We start from the raw sequence: 18,187 nt of genomic DNA, 5'->3' as shown, positions 1-18,187 counted from the left end.
GGAGTAGCGCGCTACTCCTTTTTATGATGTTGATCGACCTGTAATGCGATCGACTAGTCGTTTTGCTTCAAGCAGGGACATGCCATGAGTCTCACGCAAGAATTTAACGGTCGGGATCATGCCAATCGTATCGATTTTTTCTTTAATCGACGCATGAAACTCAGCATCTTGAACGATTGGTTCGGTATGGAGTTGTTTTCGTTTCAATGCACTCATATCCTTTGCTTGTTGCGCAATGATATTGAGCAAGAAGGCGTTCAAGATCAATGAGGCAGTTAACATGATCGTGGTCCAATCCATTCAAACACTCCTTTCGATTTACGGGCGAGTCTCTAACGTCTCTTCAATTCGATCCAGTCGTTCGATTAACGCATTCATCTGTTCTTGTTGATGCAAGGCGGTTAGTTTCTCAAATTCGATTTGTGCGTTAGCGCGTTGCTCATAACGATTCATGAATCGTACGATTGTCACAATGAACAAAATGATGATAAGCAACGGGAGCAGTGCCATAACTCCCTCGAGAAATGAGAATAATACTTCCTCCATGTGGTTTCCTCCTTGTGTGACTCTTAGATATTACGATTTCAAATACGATTTGGTTTCATCGAGCGGAACGTATCCAGGCTTGGTCCGCCTTCGTCTGACGTCCGAGTCAAAATAATGAGATGGTGTGTACATTCCTAGTGGGACATAGTACGAAACAAATGTTTTCAAGTAAAATGGCAGTGGAATTACATCAGCTAATATCATGACCGTCACTGGGGTCACCATGACAAATAATGCAACTGTCATCATCACTTCTGTTTTGATGAACCGATGCAATATGCGCATCAACCAAATGAACGGGAAATAGAAATAATAAAAGAATCGATTCACATCATAACGTCCTTTACTGAGCGGTTCGCCCAAATTATGTATATTCGTCTTTTTCAGTATAATAGGAACACCACATACAAAGAAGGAGCATTTTCATGAATCCATCAATTGCGATTATCGGAGCGGGCGTGAGCGGATTGTATGCCGCGTCGCTCCTCATCGAGAAAGGCTATGACGTCACCGTTTTCGAGGCGCGTGACCGTATCGGGGGACGGGTGTTGAGCCATGACGGTTTCGACCTCGGCCCGACCTGGTATTGGCCAGAGACAGAGACGACGATCACCCAACTCATCGAACGGCTCGGTCTCCCGACGTTCACACAATATACGGCCGGTGATTTGATGCTTGAGCGGCAGTTCGGTGTCATCGAACGCCATACGCTCCCGCCAGGTCACACCGTCCCATCGATGCGACTCGTGGGTGGAATGATGACACTGACGACAGCGCTTGCTGCCACCTTGCCTGACGGAACGATTAAACTCGAGTCGACCGTCACCTTGATTCAACAGACAGAAGACGAGGTCTCCATCGAACTCGAAACAGGGCGATCTCAAACGTTCAGTCATGTCATCCTTGCCATCCCGCCACGACTCGCATCACGCATCAGCTTCCAACCAGAACTGTCTGAAACGACGAAGTCGAACCTAGCAAATACGCCGACCTGGATGGCCGGGCAGGCGAAAGTACTCGCCGTCTACGACCGCCCGTTTTGGCGAGATAATGGTCAATCTGGTCAAGGCATGAGCTGGGCCGGAGTGTTGCAGGAGATTCATGACGCCTCGCAGCCGGGCGGACTTGCGGCGTTATTCGGCTTCTTTCGGTTGTCTGCTGCCGAACGTTCGGTATTCGATCAAGACGAGCTGAATCGTCGCGTCATCGATCAACTCGTGCGACTGTTCGGGGAAGAGGCGCGGCAGTCACGTGATGTCTTGTATATGGATTGGTCGAGTGATCGTGACACGGCAAGCCCGCGAGATGCCCAGCCATTGACCGAATTCCCGGTCTATCAGCCGATCGCGCTCGACCCAGCTTGGGAAGGACGACTCTCACTCGCCGGGACAGAGACGGACTCCTTGTTCGGCGGTCATATCGAAGGCGCGCTCCGTTCAGCCATCCGGGTCGTCGAGCAACTCTAATGAAAAATGCGTATCCTCCCAAGTCGGGACGATACGCATTTTTCATTTGAACTTCTTGATCATCAACGCGAGCGAACGATTGATCATCGTCATCTCGTCATCTTCGAGCACGGAGAACATCTCTTCGGCGAGCCGTTCTTCAATCGCATCGATTTGTTTCGAGTACTCCACACCGATTGGGCCGAGACGGATGAAACTCTCGCGCAAGTTATCCGGGTTCTTCTCTTTTTTTACGAACTCACGCTGTTCAAGCACTTTGAGCACTTGGCTGACCGCACTTTTCGAGATATTCATCTTCGTGGCAATCTCGGTCGTCGTCCAAGTGTCTTGTCGTTTGAATAGGAGTAACATCTGTTCTTGCTGGTAACTGAGTTCGAATTCGTTCAACTCGGTAAAGTATTTGGTGAACAACAAGTCGAGCTCGTCAATTTGACGGTACATCTCGATGACTTGCTGTTTGCGTGTGTCGTTCAATCGTCGTTCTCCTTTCATCGCGTGTCACGGAACGTCTGGCTCCGCACGTATAACACGATACTGAATACTAATCCGATTATACCAAACGAGATGAGTAACGTTTGAATCGGTACGGCAAGAGCGACCAAAATCGAGAGGACGGCGAACGCGATCGGTTCTAATCCAGATGCGGCGAGCGCCATGATGCTCATGACGCGTCCAATCTTGTCGTGGTCGCTATGTTCTTGCATGAGTGTGACCGTCGGCAAGTAGACGAGCATCAACATGAATCCGCTCGCGGCCGCAGCCAAGGCGAGGAGCGTGATCGACTGTGCCTGCGTATAGAGGAAGAAGGCGCCAATCGTCAAAAACAGGACACGGAAGACGAAACGTCCACGATGGACCGAGCGGAACAACAGGACGAGAAAACTCGCGACGAACGTCCCGACAGCAAGTCCACCTTCAATCAAACTCAAATCAAACGCGTTGCCGCCTCGTTCACCGACGAGAATCGGGATGCTCATGATGAGCGGTCCCATGACGAACAAGTTGACGATGGCAATCGACAGCGTCCCGCTCCGTAAAATCGGCGTGCTCGAGACATAACGGATGCCCTCTTTCAAGTCGAAGATGACATCACTGAGCGACATGGCACGGGCGAGGGGAATCGAATCGCGAATCAAGCGCGGCATGATCAAGATAGCTGCGATGAAAATCAAGACGGCCGCTGTCCCAAAGCTAAGCCCGAAGCCGCCCCATGTCAGTAACGCTCCGGCGAGGAACGGTCCGAACACGAACATGAGCTCAAGCGTTCCTTGGAAGAGCGAGTTGGCACGCTGCAGCTCTTCTTGTTTGACGAGCGACGGAATCAAAGATGACAACGCCGGATAAGACATGCCGTCGAGTAGACCGAACACGATGGAAATCATGATCAAGGCGAACACCGAATACGCGTCTGCGAGATGGAGCGCCACGACCGCGACCATAAGAAGACCTTGCCCGAGGTTCGTTAAAAACAAGAGCCGACTCTTTTGGAATCGGTCGGCGAACACACCGCCGAACACCATCATTACGACACGCGGCAATGAGACGGCAGTCATGATAATCCCGAGGAGAGCCGGTTGTTTCAGCACATCAATCGTGAGCCACGATACGCTCAAGAAAAAAATCGAGAAGCCGAGCGTGAGCGTCATGCCGGATAACCATGTGAATACGAAGCGTGAATTTTGTAGCAAATTCATAAAGAAAACCTCAGTCTTTCTACCTTTTAATATAGTTAAGTTAACTAAACGATAAAGTGAAGTGACTTTTTCGTCAAGCGAGTAGATTGCTATAAGGTAATTGTAAAAAAACGGAACTTTTTTTACTGAAAATCGTATAGGTAGTTAAGAGGTGAATGCGATGAGTAAACAAGAACGATTACATAGCGTGAAACAAATGAATGTACAGTGGATGTTGTTACGTTTGATGTTTGCTTTGCCGACTGGGGTTCTTATCTATTATTTTTTACAAACAGATGGTAATCCCTATTTAGCCGGTGGATCAATCTTGGCCTTCACAGGAGCTGCAGGTAGGTTATTTATAAGAGAGAGTGACTTTGTCAAAGGTCTGACAGAGTCTGAACAAGCAAAACGAATTGTCAGCATTCAATATCGGCTCGACTACTTGCTCGTCATCATGATGGCCGTGATTTTTCCGCTGATGATGCGACTGAATATCCTGACCAACCTGATTCCTTTCCTTCTATTCGTCAGTGGCAGCGCATTAATCTGGTTTACGCAGCATAAGCTCAATCAACAGTTGAGCTGGATGGATGTAGAGCAACCGACCCGTCGCGAGATTCAACGCACGAGATTCACGTGGTGAGGTTGAAAAGACACGAGGTTAGCGTGTGAGTCCATCACAATTAAAGGAGTAGCTTATGAATAAACATCAGCGTTTGAAGCAAATGGTTACCGCAAACCGGAAATGGCTTCTCGTACGGCTCGGTTTTGCGATTCCGGTTGGGGTATTGCTCTTCTTCTTTCTACAAACCGAGACACGATCGTTCGTATACGGAAGTTTAATGGTGGTGTCGCTGTTAGCGTACGGCGTAATGATTGGGCGGGAAAGCCGATTCATGAGCAGTTTCACAGACCACATTCGAGCGAAGCGGGTCATTCACATTCAATATGTGTTCGACTATATGATGGTTGTCTTCAGCTGTTTGTTTTTCCCGTTGCTTTTGAAGCTCGAAACAATCAGTTGGGTCCCGTTCTTCATCTTCTCCCTTACAGCGTTGGCACTGGTAATTGTCGAACGGTTTCTCGATGAAAAAGTAAAACGGATTGATCCCCAGCAACCGAGGCGTCGCGACGTCAAACAGGAAAGTTTTTAAGGAGGGATTCGATGAACAAACAACAACGCATCAATCTGATTTATAAAACCAATGTAAAGACGGCCGTATTTCAAAGTCTGCTCACGTTTCCGATGGTGTTTTGTCTCGTTGGATTGATTCAGTCGGATTCATGGAACGGTTGGTACGTGGCCGGCGTACTCGTCTGTCTCTTGCTGCTGGGAGGAATCTTCTTCAAGGCGAACCGAGTCGAGACCGAGTTAACCGAACGAGAGAATGCCAAAACCATCATCGCCCGTCGGAACGGATTTGTCTTTGCGCTGTTCGTCGTATTCATTTTATCGTTTGCGCTGACGCTTAACCTTGGTTGGATGTACGCCTGGATATTAGCTGTGGCAGTTGGTGTACTATACGGTGGCTACCGCTTAATTCGAAAACAAGACGAGCAATTGACGGATATCGATCCGGAGCATCCAAAGCTTAAAGAGATTCGACTCGACAACGTCAGAGACTGAGGAGGTACAAGATGAACAGGGAAGCCCGGACTGAAGCGTTGTTACAAATCAACACGACGTATCGTCGTTTTATGATTGGAAGCAGTGTCGTCATCTTTGTGAGTGCACTCTATTTCATGATGCAGACGACTTACTCTGGCGTGATTGCGGTGGTCAGTCTCATCCCGACGTTGTTTTTCGAATGGAAGCAGACGACGCTCTATCTTCAGTTCAATGACGACTGGACGTATCGACGTCTCATTAAACTACAGTTTTCCTCACTCGTTTTCACGTTCATCTTATTGTTCAGTCTGATCGCACTGTTTTTAACGGGACAGATCCATCCGGACGTGTTGATGTGGGCGGTGGTCATCGGGGCACCACCTTCAGTCTTGTTACCGCTGTGGATCGATCGAAAACTGCTCAAACTCGACCCGGAACACGTCACGTCGAACATGCTGGCCAAAGCCAATCGCGAGAAGCTGAAGCGTCGGCTTGATGGAATCAATGATTAGAAAAGGAATGGAATCGTATGACGAAACAACAACGGATTGACGAAATGAATCGATACCGTGAGCAAAAAAAGCGGCGACGAGACGTGATGTTCGCTCCTGTCCCTGGACTATTGTTTGTCACGTTGCTCGCGGATCACATTTGGTGGGTTGGCTTAGGGTTGATGGGTTTGTTCGCCAGCGGTTCAGTCGTGTATTTGCTGAAAGAAGGGGAGATGTTCGCTCGTCTATCGGATGCGAACGGCGCACAAGTGGCGACGCGGAACGTCTACCGGATTTTAAGCGGATGGTACGTCTTCATCGTCGGTAGCGTGACATGCTATAAACTGATGGCCCCTTGGTGGACATGGATTCTCGTCCTTGAGATGGCGCTGTTGTTACCGCTTCTGTATAAACGCTTCAATGAAACTGTCCAAAGCGCAGATGCAGCCCAACCGGTCCGCTCTGAATTGGCAACGGCGAGTGGATTGCTATGAAGATGTTGACGAAACAAGAACGGATCGATTTATTGCTCGAACACGACGATGCGACGTGGCACTGGCGCTACTGGGGCCTCTTCTTTAACCTCATCGTCGTCGCGTTCATCTCTTATCAGACATCGATTTACTTACCGTTGATCGTGTTCGCGCTGTACTTGCCGCAACTATGCGTCGAATGGAGGAAGACAAAACTATTGCTGACATTTAATCCAGATCCTCGCTATCGGCGCTGGATTTATAGTGATTTCATCGTCGAATGGTTCATCTTTTTGCTTTTCCTGTGTCTGTTCGCTTGCTATCACACCGGTTTCATCACGATTTGGACACTTGGACCCATCTTGGTAATTGGGGTGATTGGTGGGGTGCTGTTCTCGCATATAATCAATCGAGCTATTCTTGATTTTGACATAGAGCATGTAACCTCTAAATCATTCAATAAAGCCAAAGTGCGACGAAATAAAGCCGGGAAAATGAGTCATTGACATAAGTCAGGGCTCATTTTTTATGGAACGATTCGGGGCAACGGGAATCTAAAGTATATTCAGTTCGAAATGGTTGAGTGAGGTGTATTTCAATCTAAAGATGATCATTTGCAGTAAATTAATACTTTTTATAGAAACGTTTCGATTAACCATTGCATCTCTTTTTGTAAGCGCTTATACTTTTGGTATACACAGGTGAAACGTTTCGATTTACAAATCATAGATAAAGGCGGGATGGAATGAGAGCGACACAATTAGTGCAGGAGATGACAGTGGCTGAAAAGGTGGGACAGCTTGTTCAAACACTGCCATCCATTTTTTCGGATGATGAGCAAGATGTGATCACCGGACCGATCGCGGAGTTGTTGAAAGAAGACGGCATCACCGATGAGAATCGGTGGAACATCGGATCGGTCATCGGAATCAGCAACGCGAAACAAGCGCAAAAGTTGCAGGAAAGTTACTTGCGACATAATCGGCTCGGCATCCCGCTCTTGTTCATGGCGGACATCATCCACGGTCACCGGACGATTTTCCCGGTCCCGCTCGCGATGGCCTGTTCTTGGGATCTCGATGAGGTCGAACGAATGGCACGGACTTCGTCTATCGAAGCGACGGCATCCGGTCTACACGTCACCTTCTCTCCGATGGCTGACTTGTCACGCGACCCGCGATGGGGACGTGTCATGGAATCGACCGGAGAAGACGTGTGGTTGAACGGTGAGATGGCGGCGGCGTTCGTCCGTGGTTATCAGTCGGACGATTTGACGAAAGACGATACGTTGGCTGCCTGCGTCAAGCACTTCGCGGCTTATGGCGCGCCGGAAGGAGGACGCGACTACAATACGGTAGATGTATCTGACCGCGAGCTGCGTGAGTTCCATTTGCCGGCCTATAAACGAGCCCTTGAAGAGGGGGCGAAGATGGTAATGACGAGTTTCAATGTCGTCCATGGTGTTCCGGCCACGGCTAGTGAGTATCTCATGCGGGATATCCTCCGCAGTGACTGGGGCTTCGAAGGTGTATTGATCTCGGACTGGACGGCAATCAAAGAACTTATCCATCACGGCGTCGCCGAGACGCTGAAGGATGCGGGCGAACTTGCACTCCGAGCTGGCGTTGATATCGATATGATGTCGGGCGCATACACAAATCATCTGGAAACGATGCTCGCAGATGGGGTCGATGAGGCTTTACTGGATGAGGCGGTCTTGCGAATCTTGACGCTAAAAGAAGAATTGGGTTTATTCGACAACCCTTACCGAGGGATCGATCAAGCGAAAGAGACAACGCTCCACCTTTCAGATGGGCATCGAGATCAGGCGCGTCGTCTGGCAGAAAAGAGTGCGGTCCTTTTGAAAAATGATGGTGTCCTTCCGTTACAAAAGCAACGTGTCGCGCTCATCGGACCGTTCGTCGACTCGAACGACGTGCTTGGCCCGTGGGCCGGATATGGGAAAAGAGAAGAGGCCGTGACGTTGCGGCAGGCATTTGACCGGGCTGAAATTCCTTATGTGTTTGCGGAAGGATCGACCGTCGAAAAAGAAATTGATTGGACGGAGGCTTGCCGCATCGCAGAACAGTCGGATATCGTCATCTTGGCGCTTGGCGAAGCCTCATGGATGAGCGGTGAAGCCGGCAGCCGTACGGACATTCGTCTTCCGAAGACACAGCGCGAAGGGATTAAGCGTCTAAAGGCACTCGGGAAACCAGTCGTGACGATTTTATTCAACGGCCGTCCGCTCGATCTGCGCGACGTCGTCGAACATTCGGATGCGGTGCTCGAGGCCTGGTATCCAGGAACTGAAGCCGGTTCGGCGCTTGTGAACTTATTATACGGGCAAGTCAGTCCGTCGGGGAAACTGACGATGTCGTTTCCTTATAACGTCGGCCAAGTACCGATCCGCTACGACGCGTTGCGGACAGGGCGTCCGTCAGACATCGAACACGCTGATCCACGCTACACGAGCAAATATCTCGACGCACCGAACGAGCCGCTCTTCCCATTCGGATATGGCATGACATACACAACGTTTAGCTACAACGATTTCATCGTCAAAGACATGACAGGCGGCATCGTCGAGGCGACTGTCGTCATTCGAAATGATGGGGCGACGACGGCAGATGAAATTGTCCAATGGTATATCCAAGACAACATAGCCAAAGTCTCACGGCCGGTCAAACAATTGAAAGGGTACGAGAAAGTGACCCTCAAAGCCGGCGAATCCGTGACGGTAACGTTCACCGTTGAAGGAGATATGCTCCACTATCTTCAGCCGAACGGTTCGTTTGACGCCGATCCGGGAACGTTTACGCTCTTTGTGGGCCCGAACAGCCGTGACGTATTGGCAAAATCTTTTGAACTAAAAACAAAAACGAGGTGTACGACGTGAATGTATTAACCGAACAGACAACACTAACATGCGGAGACGTGAGCCTTTCGCTCACTCCGATGGGAGACATCCGCCAATTGAAAACCGGACCGATCATGGTCAATCAGTTAATCCATCATCCATTCGACGGCTCGATGGCAAACCTTTATGTCCGACATGAGGGCGGAGTTGCCCGGCCGTTGCTGGGACTGCATTCACCTAGTGATTTCGCGGCCACTGGTCAGGAAATCGTTTGGTCAGGACACTATCCGGAGTTTGCTTATGAAGTACGAGGGACGATCAGCGACCACGGCGTTCGCTTTGACGCTACATTCGAAGGGACAGGTCAATTCGACGTCACGTACGTCCAAGATCTCGGACTCGCTGATGAAGGCGGTGTTCGCACGAACGAGGCTTACATGGCGCAGTATATCGACTATATGAAGACGGATACGGCGCTGATGGCGCGCCAAAATCAAAAGCAGTCGACCGGGTTCCCAGCAATTCGAATGACGTCGTCCCGAGCTATCGCAGAATATGCGACGGATGGTTTTGACGTGTATGGCACATCCTATAAACTGACCGGGCGAGCCGCAGGACTAGACGGTGCACTGCCTTCCCGTGTCTATCAATATGAGTTCGCCTTGCCGACACTTCGTACTGAACCGTTAGACATGGGGACGGACCGAGAAATCGCATTCGAATTGTCAGTGGTTCAAAATCATCCGGAAGCGCTGACAGAGCAATCAATCAAGCATTTCGCAACGATTGAAGCGGGAGCACCCGTCGAACAAACAGTACGTCCTCGTCCGTATCTTCGTCAATCGTTCCAATCAATCAGCGGCGGTGGGCTCGCGATGAGCGAAATCGAGCGCCTCTATCCGGTGCGAAGACTCGAAGAGACGAATGATGGACAGCTCATGTCCTTCTTCACAGAAGAGGGTTCGCACGTCGTCTTAGCGGCGAAAGAGCATCTCGTTGAGCGAAGTCACGGCAACATCTTATTGAACGCCGGTAGTCTGATGCCAGACGAGTCGAAGCTCGCCACGACCGTATTCATGAACGGTGTCTTTAACTCGCATATCGTTTACGGCAACACAAACTTCAACAAATGGACGACTAACGTCCGAAATCCACTCAATGTCCCGAAAACATCGGGGCAACGCATCTATGTCGAGATGGATGGGGCATACCATTTGCTGACGATGCCGAGCCTGTTCGAGATGCGTCTGAACGAGGCCGTATGGCGCTACGATTTGGACGGGGAGACGATTATCGTCCGTACGTCCATCGCCTCAGGTGCTCCTGTCATCAAGACGACCGTCGAATCGTCGCAACCGCGACGGTTCGTCATGAGTCACCAGGTCGCGATGAACACGCAAGAGTACGTCGTTCCGTTCCGTATGGAGCAGACGGACAACCGACTCCTATTCAAGGCGGACGAAACGGCAGACAGCGCCGGTATACGACCTGATCTGACATATGCAATCGAGAGCAATCAGCCGTTTGAGCTCCTCAAAACGTCGGATTGGTTCGACCAACCGTTCGAGGACGATCTTGTTTGGATGTCATACGAACCAAGCGAGCGCGTGACGGTGCATCTTGGTTTGGCGAATCACAGCCCGTTTGAGCTAGACGAAAAGCAGGAGCGGAACGCTTACCGAATGTGGATGGATAGCTATATGAACGGTCTCAAGCTTAAAGGCGAGGCATCTGACATCGAGGCGTTGAGTATTCAAGCGCTATGGTACGTCCAAAACATGCGGGTGCACTATCAGTCACCGCACGGCCTTGAGCAATACGGTGGAGCTGCCTGGGGTACACGGGACGTTTCACAAGGGCCGATGGAGTTCTTGCTTGCGACCGGTCATTTTGAAGAGGCGCGAAAACTCTTGCTTGTGATTTTCAGCCATCAATTTAAGGACGGAGATTGGCCGCAATGGTTCATGTTCGATGAATATGCGGGTATCCAACAAGAGGATAGCCATGGTGATGTTATCGTTTGGCCGCTCAAGGCATTGTCGGATTACTTGGCCCGAACTGAGGACGTGACGTGTCTAGACGAAATAATTCCGTTCCGCGACCGTGACGGAAAGACAGAAGCGGATGCTTCACTGTATGCACACGTGGAACGAGCACTTGGATTCATTGAAGATCACTTTGTCGAAGGTTCTGTCTTCTCAGCCTACGGTGGAGGAGACTGGGACGACACGCTCCAACCAGCCGATGAAGAGTTGAAACATCACCTCATCAGTTCATGGACGGTCACATTGACGTACCAAGCGTTCCGTCAGTTGCATGAACAGTTGCCGGCGTCACATTTGGCAGAGCGCTTAGGTGAGTTGAGCCAAGCAATTCGGAAGCAGTTCACAGACGAGATGATTCGGGATGGGGTTATCGCAGGATTCTTAAAAGAAGTTGATGGACGCTTCGAGACGATGCTTCATCCGTCCGACAAGACGCTGCCAATGCGCTACCGCTTGTTGCCAATGACGCGCAGTGTCATCGCTGAACTTGTTGATCAAGACCAGATGACACGCAACTTTGATTTGATCGCTACGCATTTGACGTTCCCGGACGGAGTCCGTCTCATGAACCGACCTGCCGAGTACCGGGGCGGAGTCAGCCGTCACTTTATGCGGGCCGAACAGGCAGCGAACTTTGGTCGTGAGATCGGGCTGCAGTACGTGCATGCTCACATCCGCTACATCGAGGCGCTGGCGAAGGCGGGGCTACGCGAGAAGATTCGTCCGGCTTTCAATATGATCAACCCGGTCCGGATGGACGAAGTGAAGAATGCCGCACCGAGACAACGAAACGCCTACTTCAGTAGTTCGGACGGAGATTTCGCTGACCGCTACGCGGCGGAGTCACAGTTTGGCCGCTTGAAAGATGGAACGGTACCCGTGAAAGCGGGATGGCGCATTTATTCGAGTGGACCGGGAATCTGGTTCAACCAACTCGTCTCGAACTACCTGGGAATTCGTCTCGGGACAAACCATGTCGAGTTCGATCCGATCGTGGATGCGGACACATATGTGCAGATCCGCATGTTCGGTACGGAGACGATGGTCCAGTTCCGTATGGGTGAGCCGAGTATTACGCTGAATGGTCAGAGGTTGAACGGTCACACCCTAACGAATCCATACCGCGAAGCAGGACAGCGTGTCGAAAAAGATGAATTTTTGCGCTACGCCAAGGAAAAGAATGAGTTAGTGATTACGGTGAAGGGGTGACGAATTCGTCACCCTTTTCTTAATAGGAGGACCATATGGACGCAAAAAAAGTGAGCACGGTCTATCAAGTATATCCAAAGAGTTTTCAAGACAGCGACGGCGATGGGGTCGGTGATTTACAAGGAGTAATCAGTCGCCTCGACTATTTAAGCTGGCTCGGAGTAGAGATGCTTTGGTTGAATCCGGTTTACGTCTCGCCCGGTTACGATAATGGCTATGACGTCGCAGACTATACACGAATCGATCCTCTTTTCGGGTCTATGGATGATATGGACGAGTTGATTCGTGAAGCACGTGGCAGAGGAATCGGTATCATGATGGACATCGTCGCCAACCACACGTCGCATCAGCATGAGTGGTTCCTTCAATCCGAACGTGACCCGGAAGGAGCGTTCGGTAATTTCTACATTTGGTGTGATACGCCGAATGAATGGAGCTCGTTCTTCGGGGGCGGGACGTGGACGTACTCACCGATCCGGGGCCAGTACTACTTCCATGCATTCGCTCCGGAACAACCAGATTTGAATTGGGGGAACGAGCAAGTACGTAAGGAAATGGCGGCAGTCTTAGCGTTTTGGGTCGAGCGCGGGGTGACTGGTTTTCGGTTTGATGTCATTGATTTGATTGGCAAAGACGTCCATCGAAAGCAATGGCTCGACTTTCCGTTGATGCGTCGTTACTTGAAAGATTTAGTGGCGCAAGTTGACACCTCTTCCTTGTTGCTTGTCGGTGAAGCTGGAGGATTGACTCCGAACGAAATTCTAACTTTGCAACGGGACGGTTCGCTCGACGTCGTCTTCAATTTTGAAGTATGTGCCCTCGATGAGCAGGCAGGACAATGCAAATGGAAGCTCGCTCCGTTCGAGCCGTCGAGGCTAAAAACCACGCTCGATACGTGGCAACGAGCGTTTGCGGTGGAAGGACGCAATAGCCTGTTTTGGAATAACCATGACCAGCCGCGTGTCATTTCACGATGGTATGACGATGACGAGCGGGCTGCGAAGATGCTCGCGGTCCTCCTATACGGATTGAAAGGAATCCCGTTTCTGTATCAAGGAGAAGAGGTCGGGATGACGAACGGTATGATTGCGACAGAGGAGTATCAAGACATCGAGACGTTAAATTATTTGCGGGCGGGTGGAACGCTTGATGCCGTTCGCATGAAAGGACGTGACCATGCCCGGATTCCGATGGCATGGGGCGAAGGGACGGACTCGTTCAGCACGGGAACACCGTGGCTTCGATCAGCTCACGACGAAACAGGCAGGGACGTCGCGACGATGCGTTCAGATGAAACGAGTCTGCTTCATCTGTACCGAGAATTGATTGCGCTACGCCGGACAAATCGACTGCTTCGAGACGGAGCTTATGAACTCGTACCGACCGAGGAGCGGCTATATGTGTACCGCCGCATCATCGATGGGGAGCCTCCACTTCTTGTCGTCGCAAATTTGTCTCAAGATACGCTGCCGCTGCCCAGTGGTTGCGGGGAACGTTTGGTTTCGACAGAGCAGGTTGAGGCACCAATGCTACGGCCGTATGAAGCGTTCATATGTTATAATTTTTGACAGAAGGAAGTGAGGAAATGGCAGGAATTAAAGACATCGCAAAAGAGGCTGGCGTTTCGATATCGACCGTCTCATATGCGCTGAACGGCAGTCCGAAAGTGACAGAAAAGACGAGGCAACGCATCATTAAAATCGCCGAAGAGTTGAACTACGTGCCGAACGCCGCGGCGAGGACGCTAAAAACGAGAAAGACACATATTATCGGAGCGTTTTTAGGCGATTATTCCGGGTCGTTCTATGGAGAGTTATTAAAAGGCATCAACCAAGAGCTGTCTGATACTGGCTATGAGTTGATTGTTTGTAACGGTCCCGAATCACATCGTCTGATGACCGAACGCATGGTGGATGGGGCGCTCATCTTAGGGCATCGCTTCACCCAAGAACAGATTTTAGAGTTCGCGGACCGAGGGCACCCGCTGACGATGCTCGACCGTGAGATTGAGCATCCGAACATCAGTTGTGTGCTGCTCGATAATCAGATTGGGATGAATCAAGAGATGGACGCCATCTTAGAGACCAACCCTGGACAAATCCATCTTGTGAACGGACCGGTCGGCAATCATGATGCTGTCGAACGACGGAAAGTTGTCGTTGATCGCGCGAACGCGGCTGGGGTAACCGTCCGGGAATGGACCGGTGAATTCACGAAACGGTCAGGCATTCGGGCAGCGAGTGACTTACTTGAAGTACTCGAAGAAGGGGATGCCATCATGTGTTTAAATGATGACATGGCGCTCGGGGTTTATGACGTCTTGCAAAACTCTTCTTTCAGAATCGGGGAAGACATTTCGCTCGTTGGCTTTGATAAACTCGAGATTACAAACTATACGCAGCCTCGAATCGCAAGCGTCAGCTATTCGAAGCCTGACTGGGGCAAGAAGGCGGCTCGCGCGTTACTCCAACTGATTGAAGAGAAAGAAAATTCGAAAGAGACGATTCCTTCAAAGTTCATGAAAGACGCCTCGATTCGAAAAAAAAATAATAAAAGATAAAATACGTATTGTAAGCGGATACATTGTGAACTATAATGTTTATAGAAACGTTTAACCTGTTGATTTGCAGTAAAACCTTTGTATAAACATTATTTTTTTACACGATAATCGAAACGTTTCGATTATCAAGAAACGGAGGAATTCAGATGAAGAAATTAGGGTTAGCAGCGGTAGCGGGCACGGTAATCATTTCAGGTCTATTGGCGGGATGTTCTTCTGGATCGAGCGGCGATGACGCAAATACCATCACGGTTTGGGCGATGGGTGAAGAAGGAAAAGCTTTGCCGAAACTAGCAGAACAATATGAAAAAGAAAACGAAGGCGTTAACGTCAAAGTACAAGCAATCCCTTGGGATACAGCGCATGATAAACTGTTGACTGCGGTCGCTTCGAAAAATGGTCCAGATGTCGTTCAAATGGGAACATCTTGGATGCCTGAATTCGTAGAGGCGGGAGCACTCGCGAATATGAAAGATTTCGTAAAAGATTACCCGGAACTTGATCCATCAAACTTTTATGAAGGATCGGTTGAAACGGTTCAATTCGAGGACGGTCTTTACGGGGCACCTTGGTATGTCGACACACGTGTTCTTTATTATCGGAAAGACGCACTTGAAAAAGTAGGTTACCCAGAAGCGCCAAAAACGTGGGATGAATTAGAAGACGCTTCGAAAAAACTTGCGGCTCGTGACGGGGAAGACATGTACGGGATTACGTTGGACACGAACGACCAAATGCTATCGTTCATGTTCGCTCGTCAAAACGGTTCAGAGCTGTTAACAGAAAATCAAGAGCCGCTCTTTGATCAACCAGAATTCATCGAAAGCGCAGAATATTTAACAAACTACTTCACAGAAGGATATGCACCAATCGATTTAGGGCTTGATGTTGTGCAGGCGTTCGGGGCAGAAGAACCGAACGTGCCGATGTTCATCAGTGGACCATGGATGATTAACATTATCAATGATCAAATGCCTGACATTGAAGAGAAGTGGGGTACAGCCGTTCTTCCAGCGAAAGAAAATAATATCTCGTTCCTTGGAGGATCGAACTTAAGTATTTTTGAAAGCAGTGAGAAGAAAGACGAAGCCGCGAAGTTTATCGCATATATGAGTAAACCAGAAACACAGACAGAGTGGATGGAGATGACGAAGTCACTTCCATCGACAAAAGCGACATGGGCAGAGAACGAGACGCTCAAAAACGATGAGAAACTCAAAACATTCGGTGAGCAGATGGAAGCGGCAGAGCCGATGCCGATGATGACAACGTGGGAAAAAGTAGCGCAAACATATTTGCAGAGCTTTGAGAAAATGTATCGCGGTGCGGCTACTGTAGAAGATGAAGTTAAGGTGTTCCAAGAAAAAGCGAAGTCGATTTTAAAATAAACGGAGGGGTACACCCCCTCTCGTTTAATTAAAGGAGAACCTTATGAAACAATTTCTTAATGATCGAGCGCCATACTTGCTCGTCGCGCCGACCGTTCTCTTGTTACTCATGTTCTCGATCATGCCGTTATTCATCGCTTTTTTCATGAGTTTTACAGACATGGATTTGGCGGGAATTGCGAACTGGGCAAACATTGAATGGATCGGACTCACCAACTACATTGAAATCTTCAAAGATGAAGTGTTCATCCAAGCGTTATTGAACACAATCGTTTATGTCGTTATTGGGGTACCGATTGTGATCGGTCTTTCGCTCGCGATTGCGATGGCAATCAATTTCGGGACTGGCAAAGTCTTCGAATGGTTCCGTGTCGTCTTTTATATGCCGTCAATCACGAACGTTGTAGCGGTCGCGGTCGTTTGGGGATTCTTGTTTAATCCGCAGTATGGTCTCTTCAATTTCCTGTTAAATACAATCGGCCTTCCAGACGTCCCGTGGCTACAAGATCCGTTTATCGCTAAGTTATCGTTGATCATGCTTGCCGTATGGCGTGCGGTCGGAATCAATATGATTATTTTCTTGGCAGCTCTTCAAGGGATTCCACGCACGTACTATGAAGCGGCAGCGTTAGATGGGGCAAGTACGTTCCAGCAAATGTTCAAGATTACAATTCCGTTGCTCCGATATGCGATTTTCTTCGTAACGGTGACAACTTTGATTGGATGGATTCAGTTCTTCGAAGAACCGCTCATCATGACCGAGGGGGGACCACTCAATTCGACGACGTCACTCGCGTTGTTTATATACAACAACGGTTTCCAGCTTAGTAACTTCGGTTATGCGGCTGCCGGGTCGGTCGTGTTGTTCATTCTGATCATCACGGTGACACTAATTCAGTTCCGTCTTCAAAAGAACGAAAACAACTATTAAGGAGGGGCATTCATGATTCCAAATGAAAAACCGGTAGCCGTGAATGTGAAGCGGGAGAAATTCTCGCCACTTCCCGACTTAAACCATAAACGAAAAGCCAAACTCTCGCAGTTGCTCGTCGCGCTTGTTTTGACCGTCCTCGGTATCGCTTTTATGTTGCCGTTCTTCTGGATGGTGATCTCGTCCTTCAAGACGGATGCGGAAATCTTGTCGCTACCGCTGACAATCCTACCGGAAAATGTGACGTTCGAACATTACATCGATTTATTCGTGAATTTAAACTTTTTAACGTATTTGAAGAACACGTTGTTGATTGTACTCGCATCATTTTTCGGTTTATTGCTCACAGCAATGGCCGGTTATGCGTTTGCGAAGCATAAGTTTAAGGGGAGTAACATCTTGTTCGTCGGTGTCTTGGCGACAATGATGATTCCGGGACAGGTTACGATGATTCCCGTTTATTTGATGCTCAATCAAATGGGTCTGACGAACACCATGATGGGGATTGTCCTCCCCGGTCTCGTTGGTGCGTTCGGGGTATTCTTGTTCCGTCAGTTCATGACGACGATTCCAGAGGAAATGCTGGAAGCGGCTCGCTTGGATGGAGCGAGTGAGTTTCGAATTTTCTTCTCAATCGTCTTGCCGATGTCAAAACCGATTTTGGCAGTACAAGGGATTTTGACTTTCATCGGTGCTTGGAACAGCTTCTTGTGGCCGCTTATTATCGCCAATGATGAAGCTCTTTACACACTGTCAGTTGGATTAGCGCTTCTACAGGGGCAACATGGTGGAAACTACGCCTTACAGATGGCTGGGGCCACATTCATGGTTGTGCCGATTATCATTATCTTTATGATTTTCCAAAAGCATATCATCGAAGGATACAATATATCTGGAATGAAGTGAACCTTACGCCATGTAAGGTTCTTTTTT

At 49.3% G+C, this 18,187-nt stretch carries 18 protein-coding genes; 14 read left to right on the top strand and 4 right to left on the bottom strand.

Annotated features, from left to right (window positions below; translation table 11 throughout):
• Positions 1–21: 21 nt before the first annotated feature.
• Both KNP84_RS13945 and KNP84_RS13940 read right to left on the bottom strand, forming a co-directional pair.
• Complete coding sequence (locus KNP84_RS13945; protein WP_214754711.1) at positions 22–300, bottom strand: hypothetical protein; 279 nt, start codon at positions 298–300, stop codon at positions 22–24.
• Between the two features lie 18 nt (positions 301–318).
• Positions 319–546: a hypothetical protein gene (locus KNP84_RS13940; RefSeq protein WP_215115012.1), complete on the bottom strand. Its 228-nt coding sequence runs from the start codon at positions 544–546 to the stop codon at positions 319–321.
• A gap of 425 nt (positions 547–971) precedes the next feature.
• Between KNP84_RS13940 and KNP84_RS13935 the strand changes: the two genes are divergently transcribed.
• Positions 972–2,012, top strand: a complete 1,041-nt coding sequence (locus KNP84_RS13935; RefSeq protein WP_215115011.1) for a flavin monoamine oxidase family protein — start codon at positions 972–974, stop codon at positions 2,010–2,012.
• Between the two features lie 42 nt (positions 2,013–2,054).
• On the opposite strand, the gene KNP84_RS13930 is transcribed toward KNP84_RS13935, so the two are convergent.
• A complete protein-coding gene (locus KNP84_RS13930; RefSeq protein ID WP_251131259.1) occupies positions 2,055–2,486 on the bottom strand; it encodes a MarR family winged helix-turn-helix transcriptional regulator in 432 nt (143 codons plus the stop codon).
• 14 nt (positions 2,487–2,500) lie between these two features.
• Entirely contained in the window at positions 2,501–3,706 is a 1,206-nt protein-coding gene (locus KNP84_RS13925; RefSeq protein ID WP_215115009.1) for an MFS transporter, read from the bottom strand.
• 160 nt (positions 3,707–3,866) lie between these two features.
• Here KNP84_RS13925 and KNP84_RS13920 point away from each other — a divergent pair, with 160 nt between their 5' ends.
• The 13 genes from KNP84_RS13920 (at position 3,867) to KNP84_RS13860 (ending at position 18,160) form a co-directional block, all read left to right on the top strand.
• Complete coding sequence (locus KNP84_RS13920) at positions 3,867–4,331, top strand: hypothetical protein (RefSeq protein WP_215115008.1); 465 nt, start codon at positions 3,867–3,869, stop codon at positions 4,329–4,331.
• Between the two features lie 55 nt (positions 4,332–4,386).
• Positions 4,387–4,842 carry a hypothetical protein gene (locus tag KNP84_RS13915; RefSeq protein ID WP_215115007.1) on the top strand — a complete coding sequence of 152 codons (456 nt, stop codon included), beginning with the start codon at positions 4,387–4,389 and terminating at the stop codon, positions 4,840–4,842.
• A gap of 11 nt (positions 4,843–4,853) precedes the next feature.
• Entirely contained in the window at positions 4,854–5,315 is a 462-nt protein-coding gene (locus KNP84_RS13910; RefSeq protein WP_215115006.1) for a hypothetical protein, read from the top strand.
• A gap of 11 nt (positions 5,316–5,326) precedes the next feature.
• Positions 5,327–5,809 (top strand): hypothetical protein, encoded by a 483-nt coding sequence (locus KNP84_RS13905; protein ID WP_214834928.1) that lies wholly within the window; start codon positions 5,327–5,329, stop codon positions 5,807–5,809.
• 17 nt (positions 5,810–5,826) lie between these two features.
• Entirely contained in the window at positions 5,827–6,282 is a 456-nt protein-coding gene (locus tag KNP84_RS13900; protein WP_215115005.1) for a hypothetical protein, read from the top strand.
• A complete protein-coding gene (locus tag KNP84_RS13895; RefSeq protein WP_215115004.1) occupies positions 6,279–6,767 on the top strand; it encodes a hypothetical protein in 489 nt (162 codons plus the stop codon). Before KNP84_RS13900 ends, KNP84_RS13895 begins: the two co-directional genes overlap by 4 nt.
• A 266-nt stretch (positions 6,768–7,033) precedes the next feature.
• Positions 7,034–9,160, top strand: coding sequence for a glycoside hydrolase family 3 N-terminal domain-containing protein (locus KNP84_RS13890; protein WP_215115038.1), 2,127 nt, complete (start codon positions 7,034–7,036; stop codon positions 9,158–9,160).
• Positions 9,157–12,375 (top strand): GH36-type glycosyl hydrolase domain-containing protein, encoded by a 3,219-nt coding sequence (locus tag KNP84_RS15380; RefSeq protein ID WP_215115003.1) that lies wholly within the window; start codon positions 9,157–9,159, stop codon positions 12,373–12,375. Before KNP84_RS13890 ends, KNP84_RS15380 begins: the two co-directional genes overlap by 4 nt.
• Positions 12,376–12,410: 35 nt before the next feature.
• Positions 12,411–13,943, top strand: coding sequence for an alpha-glucosidase (locus tag KNP84_RS13880; RefSeq protein WP_215115002.1), 1,533 nt, complete (start codon positions 12,411–12,413; stop codon positions 13,941–13,943).
• Positions 13,944–13,960: 17 nt separating this feature from the next.
• A complete protein-coding gene (locus tag KNP84_RS13875) occupies positions 13,961–14,935 on the top strand; it encodes a LacI family DNA-binding transcriptional regulator (protein ID WP_034781484.1) in 975 nt (324 codons plus the stop codon).
• Between the two features lie 146 nt (positions 14,936–15,081).
• The gene (locus KNP84_RS13870; protein ID WP_034781487.1) at positions 15,082–16,323 is read left to right on the top strand and encodes a sugar ABC transporter substrate-binding protein; all 1,242 of its coding nucleotides are present in this window, start codon (positions 15,082–15,084) and stop codon (positions 16,321–16,323) included.
• A 43-nt stretch (positions 16,324–16,366) separates the two neighbouring features.
• Positions 16,367–17,254 (top strand): carbohydrate ABC transporter permease, encoded by an 888-nt coding sequence (locus KNP84_RS13865; protein WP_034781489.1) that lies wholly within the window; start codon positions 16,367–16,369, stop codon positions 17,252–17,254.
• A gap of 12 nt (positions 17,255–17,266) precedes the next feature.
• Positions 17,267–18,160 (top strand): carbohydrate ABC transporter permease, encoded by an 894-nt coding sequence (locus tag KNP84_RS13860; RefSeq protein WP_251128374.1) that lies wholly within the window; start codon positions 17,267–17,269, stop codon positions 18,158–18,160.
• Positions 18,161–18,187 lie beyond the last annotated feature (27 nt).

The sequence above is a fragment of the Exiguobacterium sp. s70 genome (genome assembly GCF_018618315.1).
In the GTDB taxonomy this organism is placed as follows: domain Bacteria; phylum Bacillota; class Bacilli; order Exiguobacteriales; family Exiguobacteriaceae; genus Exiguobacterium; species Exiguobacterium chiriqhucha.
The sequence above is the reverse complement of the archived record's forward strand: the minus strand, read 5'-3'. Positions and strand labels throughout refer to the sequence as shown.

Coding starts and splice junctions, on each gene's coding strand:
- KNP84_RS13945 (WP_214754711.1), bottom strand. CDS start 300: ATGGATTGGACCACGATCATGTTAACTGCCTCATTGATCTTGAACGCC.
- KNP84_RS13940 (WP_215115012.1), bottom strand. CDS start 546: ATGGAGGAAGTATTATTCTCATTTCTCGAGGGAGTTATGGCACTGCTC.
- KNP84_RS13935 (WP_215115011.1), top strand. CDS start 972: ATGAATCCATCAATTGCGATTATCGGAGCGGGCGTGAGCGGATTGTAT.
- KNP84_RS13925 (WP_215115009.1), bottom strand. CDS start 3,706: ATGAATTTGCTACAAAATTCACGCTTCGTATTCACATGGTTATCCGGC.
- KNP84_RS13920 (WP_215115008.1), top strand. CDS start 3,867: ATGAGTAAACAAGAACGATTACATAGCGTGAAACAAATGAATGTACAG.
- KNP84_RS13915 (WP_215115007.1), top strand. CDS start 4,387: ATGAATAAACATCAGCGTTTGAAGCAAATGGTTACCGCAAACCGGAAA.
- KNP84_RS13910 (WP_215115006.1), top strand. CDS start 4,854: ATGAACAAACAACAACGCATCAATCTGATTTATAAAACCAATGTAAAG.
- KNP84_RS13905 (WP_214834928.1), top strand. CDS start 5,327: ATGAACAGGGAAGCCCGGACTGAAGCGTTGTTACAAATCAACACGACG.
- KNP84_RS13900 (WP_215115005.1), top strand. CDS start 5,827: ATGACGAAACAACAACGGATTGACGAAATGAATCGATACCGTGAGCAA.
- KNP84_RS13895 (WP_215115004.1), top strand. CDS start 6,279: ATGAAGATGTTGACGAAACAAGAACGGATCGATTTATTGCTCGAACAC.
- KNP84_RS13890 (WP_215115038.1), top strand. CDS start 7,034: ATGACAGTGGCTGAAAAGGTGGGACAGCTTGTTCAAACACTGCCATCC.
- KNP84_RS13880 (WP_215115002.1), top strand. CDS start 12,411: ATGGACGCAAAAAAAGTGAGCACGGTCTATCAAGTATATCCAAAGAGT.
- KNP84_RS13875 (WP_034781484.1), top strand. CDS start 13,961: ATGGCAGGAATTAAAGACATCGCAAAAGAGGCTGGCGTTTCGATATCG.
- KNP84_RS13870 (WP_034781487.1), top strand. CDS start 15,082: ATGAAGAAATTAGGGTTAGCAGCGGTAGCGGGCACGGTAATCATTTCA.
- KNP84_RS13865 (WP_034781489.1), top strand. CDS start 16,367: ATGAAACAATTTCTTAATGATCGAGCGCCATACTTGCTCGTCGCGCCG.
- KNP84_RS13860 (WP_251128374.1), top strand. CDS start 17,267: ATGATTCCAAATGAAAAACCGGTAGCCGTGAATGTGAAGCGGGAGAAA.